Origin of the sequence: Acinetobacter lactucae (assembly GCF_013344765.1) — a bacterium.
GTDB classification, from domain to species: Bacteria; Pseudomonadota; Gammaproteobacteria; order Pseudomonadales; family Moraxellaceae; genus Acinetobacter; species Acinetobacter lactucae_A.
The window spans coordinates 1-9255 of record NZ_JABVBF010000138.1 but is presented as its reverse complement, the minus strand read 5'-3'; the positions used below and the strand labels follow the sequence as shown (position 1 = coordinate 9255).

At 36.3% G+C, this 9255-nt stretch carries 9 protein-coding genes; 6 read left to right on the top strand and 3 right to left on the bottom strand.

Annotated features, from left to right (window positions below; genetic code table 11):
* The 6 genes from HUN22_RS12975 to HUN22_RS12950 form a co-directional block, all read left to right on the top strand.
* The coding region (locus HUN22_RS12975; protein ID WP_174730049.1) for a hypothetical protein at positions 1-229 on the top strand (229 nt) is incomplete at its 5' end.
* A gap of 220 nt (positions 230-449) precedes the next feature.
* Positions 450-998: a cysteine hydrolase family protein gene (locus HUN22_RS12970; RefSeq protein WP_174730046.1), complete on the top strand. Its 549-nt coding sequence runs from the start codon at positions 450-452 to the stop codon at positions 996-998.
* Between the two features lie 468 nt (positions 999-1466).
* The gene (locus HUN22_RS12965) at positions 1467-1970 is read left to right on the top strand and encodes a low molecular weight protein-tyrosine-phosphatase (protein ID WP_174730043.1); all 504 of its coding nucleotides are present in this window, start codon (positions 1467-1469) and stop codon (positions 1968-1970) included.
* 19 nt (positions 1971-1989) lie between these two features.
* Entirely contained in the window at positions 1990-3024 is a 1035-nt protein-coding gene (gene murB / locus HUN22_RS12960) for a UDP-N-acetylmuramate dehydrogenase (protein ID WP_174730041.1), read from the top strand.
* Between the two features lie 4 nt (positions 3025-3028).
* Positions 3029-4153, top strand: a complete 1125-nt coding sequence (locus HUN22_RS12955; RefSeq protein WP_174730038.1) for a YdcF family protein — start codon at positions 3029-3031, stop codon at positions 4151-4153.
* Positions 4153-5181: an alpha/beta hydrolase gene (locus HUN22_RS12950; protein ID WP_174730035.1), complete on the top strand. Its 1029-nt coding sequence runs from the start codon at positions 4153-4155 to the stop codon at positions 5179-5181. Before HUN22_RS12955 ends, HUN22_RS12950 begins: the two co-directional genes overlap by 1 nt.
* Positions 5182-5235: 54 nt before the next feature.
* Here the strand turns inward: HUN22_RS12950 and HUN22_RS12945 are convergent, their stop codons facing one another.
* From HUN22_RS12945 to HUN22_RS12935, 3 genes are all read right to left on the bottom strand, one after another.
* A complete protein-coding gene (locus HUN22_RS12945) occupies positions 5236-5730 on the bottom strand; it encodes a hypothetical protein (RefSeq protein ID WP_174730032.1) in 495 nt (164 codons plus the stop codon).
* A gap of 62 nt (positions 5731-5792) precedes the next feature.
* Positions 5793-6848 carry a linear amide C-N hydrolase gene (locus HUN22_RS12940; protein ID WP_174730029.1) on the bottom strand — a complete coding sequence of 352 codons (1056 nt, stop codon included), beginning with the start codon at positions 6846-6848 and terminating at the stop codon, positions 5793-5795.
* 212 nt (positions 6849-7060) lie between these two features.
* Positions 7061-8734: an FMN-binding glutamate synthase family protein gene (locus HUN22_RS12935; RefSeq protein WP_174730026.1), complete on the bottom strand. Its 1674-nt coding sequence runs from the start codon at positions 8732-8734 to the stop codon at positions 7061-7063.
* Positions 8735-9255 lie beyond the last annotated feature (521 nt).

Here is a 9255-nt window from a genome sequence, read left to right as displayed (position 1 = left end):
GTATACAATTAGATATGTTCATCGGAACAACACTTACTATATCGCTTCGAACAAGGAAGGAAATTTTATTATTCTTGAGTCACTTGATTCAGAGTTTCGTATGGGCCATCAAATTTCATATGATGGTGAAAAAGTATTTAACCTGACACTAAATGACGAAACAGATGCCGTCATTAAACTGCAGACTAATGAAAAAGGAGCTTATGAGTACTTAAATTCAGTTAAGTAAATAAGCTTTGTTTTTTGAGAAAAAACTATGGTATGTTTAATTGCGCTTTAATGATGAGCAAGTTTAATTCATGAACTGTTTACTAAATAAAACCACCACGGCCTACAAAAAAGGCTGCGTGTGATTTTTATTAGAGCGAATTAATAAGATAACCAAACCCAGCCAATAATGGCTGGGTTTATTTTTCTCTGCACATTATTGGTTTTTACAGAGAAAGATTATGGATAAAAGTCATAACTCAAAATCAGCTTTACTTGTTATTGATATGCAAAATGGCCTATTTAACGGAGAGCTGAAGCCGTATAGTCATCAAAATGTACTTTCAAATATTCTTAAGCTTATTGAGCATCAGCGCTTAAATGAGAGACCAGTTATTTTTGTCCGTCATGTTGGAGCAAAAAATACTCCGTTAGATCCAGACTGTGCCAATACGCAATTGATAGCAGACTTATCTTTTAATCAGGATAAAGATACTGTGATTGAGAAAATTTACCCTAGCAGCCTCAAGAGTACTGTTCTCAAAGATTTATTAGGAAAACTTGATATTTATGAAATCATAGTTACAGGTATGAAAACTGAGTATTGTATCGACACTACTATTAGAGCCGCTTCAGAAGTGGGATATGAAGTAACTTTAATCTCTGATGCACATACTACATTTGATTCTATTCATTTAAGTGCTCAGCATATAATTGATCATCACAATCAAATTTTTAGGAATGCTTTTGCTAAGGTAATAACTACGGAAGAGTTTATAGATGAGTTTTAATTTAGAAACAAAATGCTAAAGCCAAGTACTTCTTTTGAAGAGATGTACAGCCTTAGAAGGGCGCGGTACAGGAGGCTTTGTTAAATACTGTTATTGGAAGGGCTTTTTTATTCTTAAGTATTTCTGTAAGATCCTTACGTTGCTTTAAACAACAATAAACCTTAATGATCAGCGCAAAAGTCATAAGGGGAAAGCCTACTTGAAAGAGTAGGCTTTTTTTATTTATCTATAAAAGCTACTTCAAGTGGGGGCAAGCTTTAAAACGTATAAACTTAGCTAATTTTTCGCCTGATTTATCAACTTTTAATCTATTGATAAACATTATTTTCCTTTTCAAGCCCTGTGAGTTTTGACAAAATGCAACAAGTCACAATGGTCAATGCGGTTATCACAAATTTATAGTTTGTTAAGATTTTGCATGCACACAATTTATTTTTATGTAATTCAAAAGTTTGGACGTAATTTCTAATGGAAACACAATATAAGGTGTTATGTGTCTGTTTAGGAAATATTTGCCGTTCTCCCACGGCTGAGGTGGTTTTTAGACATTATTGTGACTCGCATCAACTTAATGTCATTGTAGATTCAGCTGGAACGAGTAATTATCATCCAAATAAAGCACCTGATCAGCGCAGTCAGTTGCATGCTAAAAAAAGAGGCTATGACTTATCATCTTTACGAGCAAGACAACTTTCAACCCAAGACTTTTTAGAGTTTGATTTGATTTTGGCAATGGATCATCAAAATTTTGAAGATATTCATGACGTGTTGCAAAGGGCCATTTCTCAATTTGGCGCACATCAAATTCGTGCAAAAGTAGCTTTAATGAGTGAGCATGATCCTGAATACCCACAACAAGCGTTGCCTGATCCTTATTATGGCGGCGCTGATGGTTTTGAACGTGTACTCAATCAATGCGAGTCTAGTAGTTTGGCGTGGGTTAATATTTTAAAAAAACAATTGAATGTTTAAGAATAGGTTTTTCAACACAATGCAAATTCAGAATCAAGTACAGCTTAAGCCATTCAATACCTTAAGTTTAGATGCAACCGTTTCCCACTATACTAAAGTTGGCAGTATTCAAGATATTGAAGCAGCTTTAGATTTTGCAGAGCAGCATCAGTTAAATGTACTTGTATTATCGGGCGGTAGTAATATGTTATTGCCGCAGCAGATCAATGCTTTAGTGATTCATCTTGATATTCAGGGAATTGAAGTTTTATCAAACGATCATGATTTTGTTCGGGTTAAAGTAGGTGCAGGCCAAGTCTGGCATGATTTTGTTTTATATAGCACTGAGCAGAACTGGTTTGGTTTGCAAAATTTAGCCCTTATTCCAGGTTTAGTTGGTGCTTCACCCGTACAAAACATTGGGGCGTATGGGGTAGAGGTAGGCGAGTTTATTGAGTCAGTACAAGTGTATGACCGTAAATTAAAGCAAACTCAGACAATTTTAGCGGCCAACTGCCATTTCGCCTACCGCCATAGTATTTTTAAAGATGATCCGAACCGTTACATTATCACGCATGTTACTTTTAAATTGCTTAAACAGCCGCACTTAAAACTTAACTACGGCGATTTAAAACAAGCAGTTGGAGACAATCAGACGGCTGAAAATTTACAAAATCAAGTCATCCAGATTCGTCAAAGTAAGCTTCCTGATCCAAAAGAATATCCAAATGTAGGTAGTTTCTTTAAAAATCCAATTGTTAGCCCTCAAGAATTTGAACGCTTAGTCACACAATTCTCAACAATTCCTCATTATCCTCAAGCGAATGGAAACGTTAAAATTGCAGCAGGATGGTTAATTGATCAGGCAGGTTGGAAAGGGAAACAACTTGATATGGTTGGGATGTTCCATAAACAGGCATTAGTTTTGGTGAATTATGCCAATGCATCTCTTACTGATGTAAAGAAAACTTATCAGGCTGTACAACATGATGTTGATCAGCGTTTTCATATTATGTTAGAACCAGAGCCTGTGCTTTATAACAGTTTAGGTTTAATTGAAAATCATACGGAATAGTTTTATGCCAAAAGTACACTTAATGGTACGTTTAGTCCAAGTAGTCACCGTACTATTTGTGCTATTAGGCTGTTTCGTGGTTTTTTTATATTCGCCATTTTATTCAAAACTTATTGTAGCTGGGCTTAATTATTTTGTTCCAGTTGACGTTAACCAAGTCGCTGCTGAGAGTCAGAGACAGGCTGCATTAAGTGAACATGATAATTTAGAGCCGGGTTCAAATTTATGGATTGCTCGTCAAGCGTATTTAAAACTGACAGAGCAAGCGTTACGTGAAAAAAAGACATCTGATCTGACCTATATTCAAGAAAATTATAAAGCCTTACAACAAATTATTCTTTTAGAAGAAAAGGAACAGGATTCAGAAGAACAAGCAGCCTCTGTAAAGGTTCCTTTAGTCGCTAAAAACTCAGATATTGATGCGGCAGATGAAGCGAGTGGCCCTGTTGATGAAGCACTCTTTATTAATAGTTCTGAAAACAATGCACTTACCGAACAATATACAGAATTTCTAGCAAGAAAACCTGTGGTACCAGAGCAGCAAAAATCTGTTAGTGAGCCTGAACAGAAAATAGAATATGTACGTAAAAATCCATTACCTTTGCAACCTAAAAAGTTATCAGAACCTTATGCAATTGTTGTGTTAGGTGGCGGATTGACTTTAGACAAAAATGGTAAGGATATTGTTGTTAACGGCTATACGCGTTTGCGATTAGAAAAAACTTTAGAAGTTGAAAAACAAAATCATCTACCTATTGTACTAAGTGGTGTAGAAGCACCTTATATGCAAGCTTGGTTAAAAGAACGCGGTGTTGAAGCAAAACTACTAGAAAAACGTAGTATGAATACATGTGAAAATACCCGTTTTAGCTCTTTATTACTTCAGAAAAAAGGTGGAGCACCGACGGTGATGTTGGTTACAGATGAATACCATATGCCGCGTACACGTCGACTGTTTGCTTTAAATGGTATAGAAACTATTCCTGTTGTGGCTCCAATGCCAACCCCGCTGACACGTTGGCAACCAAGTGTGCAAAATTACGATCATAGCCGCCGTGCAAATTATGAATTACTTGCGACAATTCGCGACATGTTGTTTGGCTCAAGTGATTGTCGAGAGGTTCCTTAATGTCAGATATTCCATTTCTCAATCCTGCCGTATTGAAACAATTAGATTTACCGGTTCCTAACCGTGATCTTACACCTCAGGTTTTGAGTCCACTCAATTTAAATACATTAGAAGAACCTTCTCGTGATTTGTTAGCTTACCGCAAATTATATGGTTTACATTTACTTGAATGTGACCATTGGCAGGGGTATGTTCAAATGCCTTTATTCCGTTTGCATGTACAAGTTTTCAAACCTAAAGCAGAAAAAATACAAGGTACAGTCTGTTTATTGCATGGTTACCTTGAGCATAGCGGTATTTATCAGCCGATTATTCGTGAAATTCTTGAGCAGGGTTTTAGTATTATCACTTATGATTTGCCGGGACATGGATTAAGTGATGGCTCACCAGCCAGTATTAAAAATTTTGATCATTACCAACAAGTTCTGATGGCTGTTTATCAATATGTAAAACATGCAGATCAGTTGCCAAAACCATGGGTCGGTATCGGTCAGAGTACGGGTGGAGCAATTTGGATGCATCATTTATTAGAATATGCTGAAAAACGCCAAGATCCGATTGTAGATAGAGTCTTATTACTTTCTCCGTTAATTCGTCCTGCAAAAACAGCATGGTGGCATAACCCTGTTGGATTGGGCATTATTCGCCGTATTAAGCGCCAAGTACCAAGACACTTTAGACGTAATAATCATAATCCTGAATTTTTACGTTTTATTCGTTTAAAAGATCCTTTACAACCACGCATGATGGGCATGGACTGGATTTTGGCAATGTCAAAATGGATGCAAGAAATGGAAGAGAGGCCTGCTTGCCGTATCCCTGTGTGGCTTGCACAAGGTGCTCTCGATCAGACGGTTGATTGGCGTTACAACATTGAATTTATTCGGCGTAAATTTAGACTCCAAACGTTGTTAATGCTTGAAGAAGGTTCTCATCAATTAATTAATGAACGTGCGGATATACGTGCGGCTTTAACAGGGTTGATTCCGGCCTTTTTAAATGCAAAGCCAAAACATTTTTATTATTAAAAAATAATGCATCTATCCAAAATTGCAGATAGATGCATGACTTCATTTTTTAGTTTATTTTGAGTTTTGATAAAGCTGCATAAAGTTTTTATAAACCGAAGACTGCTTTTGTGGACTATACATATTACGTTCGATGGTTCCTTTATCAGTTTTGATCAAAACATTCACATTTTGAGCATTTTTAAACTCTTGTAAGAATTGGCTTGGAATAATAAAGTAAGTTGTTGAATGTTTTGGAACTAATCGGCTCACATTGGTTTTTTCAGTGGCTTGAGCTGCTTCATAATTAAATCGTTTGCCATCAATATCAAAAGTCAACGAGTTAATATCATAAAAGTTATAACTACTACTTAAATGAACATCTACACGAAGCTGATTTTTTTGATTTTCATTCCATTTAACCAATAAGCTTGGGCATAGTTCAGTTGGTGAGCAGTTTAGCTGACCAGCTGTCTTTACCTCTTTAGGAGCTGTTGTATTAACCTGTGTGGTGCTACAAGCCGCTGTAAGTAGACATGAACCCAATAGTAGTAGAGATTTCTTCATCATATAAATTCCAAGATAGTATGCTTAATATTATTTATGTTAAGAGTAATAAATTTTGACATAAATTAGCGCGTAGTTGGACCTAAAAATACAAATGGTTTTGCAATTTTAAAGGAAGAGGTTGCATCACCCGCATAGATATGGCTTTGATCGGGTCCTAAATCAAGTCTACGTGTTTTGCCATCTTTAAAGTTAATCTTTTTCAAGTCGACCCAAAATACATTTGGTGAGAGAGCAGACTCAAAAAAGTAGAGCATCTGTTTGTGGTCGGCAACAGTTCGCCAGCGAGTTGAAGAGATATTAGGTTCTTCTTGAGTATTTAACCCATAAGGAACAGATGCATTTCGAATGACACTGAATACAGAGGCTTGAGCTTGCTTTGCATCATCATTTTTAGGAATTGCATTAATGTAGAATGATGCACGTGCAAAGCGGTCAGATGCTCGGTTTGTGCCGGGAAGCATAACTGTTCCACCAATTTGCTTCCAATATTCGGCAAGTGCGAGTTGTTTATCGAAAGTAGGTGAGTTAGTCATGACCTGATAGCTCTTGCTATGGTGAATCACTTGTTTTCCACCAATATATTCGATAATCGCGCTATCACCTGTTTTATCGGAAATAGATAAATGCAGTGTAGTTAATCTGGTTTCACCAGGAACACTATCTGTAACGATTGTATAAGGTTCTTTCTCTAGCACTTTGACAGCCTCATCTACAGTTGCAAAATTATCGAGTACATACTGTGCCCAAGCAGCAATGCTGAGTAGCGGTTTATTAGATTTTTTTACATCGGGGTATTCCGATTCGACTAACCATAAGACATTAGCAACTAAACCTGCTTCATTCATTCCATCAGTTGTGGAAACTTCATAACCTGTCGCAATTACACTTCCATATTTAGAGGTCCATTTTATTGAGTTAGGGCCTGCATTACCTTCACGGCTAACTCCGCTTGGCATAATCCATAAATTTGTACCTGTATCAACTTTCCAATCCATTGAACGAGCAGTAATAACGTGTTGATTATTGCCTAAATATACAGCACGTGTACAAGCAGCAGCGTAGCTACTTAAGCCTACAGCGATTGCGACAAAAGAAGAGATGAATGTTTTTTTCAACATGATGAGCTACCTTCTTGTTATAAACATTAAAAAAGTATTTATTAAATAAAATTAAAATATGTACGTTATTTATACTTTTATATTAGGTGAAAAATCTATTAAAGACAAATTAAAAGCGGAAGGAGATTTAAGCGAAAATCACATATTATTTTGAAATATGGAAGAGCATCACACTATAGATGTAATGCTCAAATTATAAAAATTAATATAAATTAAAAATGATTGGCATCTGCCATATTCCACATTCGATAATAGAAATTATCATCGTCGTTATTAAGTTCAGATTGCAAAAGTTCACCTTCTTTTAAGAAAAAATGTAATTGAGCATAGTTCTTAATTTCACGGTCATTTACACGCTGAGCCAAATGATGGGCTTTAATATCAGAAGGATGACGTAAACCCGCCGCAGCAATCATTTCTGATAATGCATGCAATGTATTTTTATGGAAATTAAATACTCGTTCTGATTTAGTCGGTACATCAATAGCCTTTTGACGATCTTTATCTTGAGTCGCAACACCTACTGGGCATTGGTTAGTATGGCAACTCTGTGCCTGAATACACCCAACTGCAAACATGAAACCACGAGCTGAGTTAACCCAGTCTGCTCCGAGTGCAAATGTACTGGCAATATCAAATGCACTAATGATTTTACCACTCGCACCAATTTTAACTTGGTCTCTTAATCCTGTACCGACAAGTGTGTTATGGACAAAGCGCAGACCTTCACGTAATGGCGTACCAATATTGTCGCTAAACTCAATTGGCGCTGCACCTGTACCACCTTCAGAACCGTCAACAACAATAAAGTCAGGAACAATTTTTGTTTCAAGCATTGCTTTAACAATACTCATAAATTGCCAAGGTTGGCCAATACACAGTTTAAAACCAACTGGCTTGCCACCAGATAATGTGCGTAACTTCTGTAAGAAATGCATCATTTCAATTGGTGTAGAAAAACTAGAATGCTTGGCAGGAGAAATACAGTCGTGATCGCGAGAAACACCACGTATTTGGGCAATTTCTTCGGTAATTTTATGTTTAGGTAAAATACCGCCATGACCAGGTTTTGCACCTTGTGAAAGCTTTAGCTCAATCATCTTGATCTGCGGTAATTGAGATTGTTTTGCAAACTTTTGTTCGTCAAATTTCCCATCTATGGTACGGCAACCAAAATAACCACTGGCAATTTGCCAAACAATATCACCGCCATTTTCTAGATGATAAGGGCTTAAACTACCTTCACCAGTATCATGATAAAACCCGCCTAATTGCGCTCCTTTGTTTAGTGCACGGATTGCATTAGCACTTAAACTACCAAAGCTCATGGCAGATATGTTCATAATAGAGGCACTATACGGTTGAAGGCATTGCGCATTACCCACCTGTATACGGAAGCTCTTTGGATCTGCTGGTGGGCAGGGGCTTATTGAGTGGACAATAAAACGGTAATTTTCTTGATAGACATCAATGATTGAACCAAAAGGCTTGTCTGCATTTTCATTTTTTGCACGTTGATAAACTAAGCTTCTTTGCATTCGCGAAAAAGGTAGAGCATCTTGATCCGCTTCAATAAAGTATTGGCGAATTTCAGGACGTATATCTTCAAATAAAAAACGGAAATGCCCCATAATTGGATAATTTTTTAAAATAGAATGTTTATTCTGCAAAACATCATAGAGGCCTAATAAACTTAAGGCACCTGTAACTACCCATAAACCGTTAAGTAAGGTATCAGAAATAAAGTAATAGATACTATGAGGGGTATATACAGTTCGAAACCATGTAATGCTGAGTGCAGTAAAAATACATAAAAACCAGAGGGAATGGCGTGAAAAGAATGTATTGAGAAATTTATGTCGAATGATTTGTGCTGGACTCGCCATATTGGAACAAATTCCTAATGTTTTACTGGTACATACCTTGCCAAGAAGCAAGTCAAACTACAAGTATGCAATTGTTGTTAGTTTTATGGCGAGAGAGAAGGTGGTATTCAAAAGGTTAGTTGGATCTATAAATTGATCTTAGATAGACAGAGTTCTATCTACACGTAATATTTCATCTAATTTCCATAACCAAAATTAATTATAAAATTAAAAGACTCGAAGGATTTCATGGTTAGGAGATTAAGAATATCTTTAGTGTTCGGTTTAACAGCGCAGACAATTAATTTAAAGAACTGGCTGAGTACGGTAAAACTTTTATATTGCTAGTTTTTTATAGTCAGCAGATTTCTTGGTTTGATTGTTCATTTAATTTTACAAACAGTTGAGCTAGCAAGATGCATTGGTTGAAGAAAATTATCTCTAATTACTGAAATTTATAAAAAAATCTAACAGTATGGTAAAGCACTTAGATTTCTTATTCATATACTATGATTTTCTTATTATTTTTAAATATATAGAAT